Source organism: Shewanella sp. S1-49-MNA-CIBAN-0167 (genome assembly GCF_040310145.1).
In the GTDB taxonomy this organism is placed as follows: domain Bacteria; phylum Pseudomonadota; class Gammaproteobacteria; order Enterobacterales; family Shewanellaceae; genus Shewanella; species Shewanella psychromarinicola.
On sequence record NZ_JBEOPO010000225.1, the window covers coordinates 1 to 278 of the forward strand.

The 278-nt window shown below is 31.3% G+C and carries 1 protein-coding gene; it reads left to right on the forward strand.

What is annotated here, in order from left to right:
- The coding region (locus tag AAEZ00_RS21095; protein WP_351089840.1) for a hypothetical protein at positions 1-278 on the forward strand (278 nt) is incomplete at both ends.

Below are 278 nucleotides of genomic sequence, written 5' to 3' on the forward strand. Positions count from 1 at the left end.
TCTATAGGGTACCTGCAAGATACCGATGGAGATAATATACCCGACTATGCTGATATCGATGATGATGGTGATCTGCTTTTAGATATAAATGATATAGAAAGTAAAATCGCTTTGTTAACATTTGATAGAGAAAGTGCTACTTCACCAAAAATACTAAATGTCCAATTAAATATTAATGGTAGCTATGCAATAAACAAAATCTCTGCATTTAACCCTGTAGTTATTAATGGCGAAAACTTAAATTTATCAAGTGAAGCTTTTGTTGTTTTAAGTAAGGA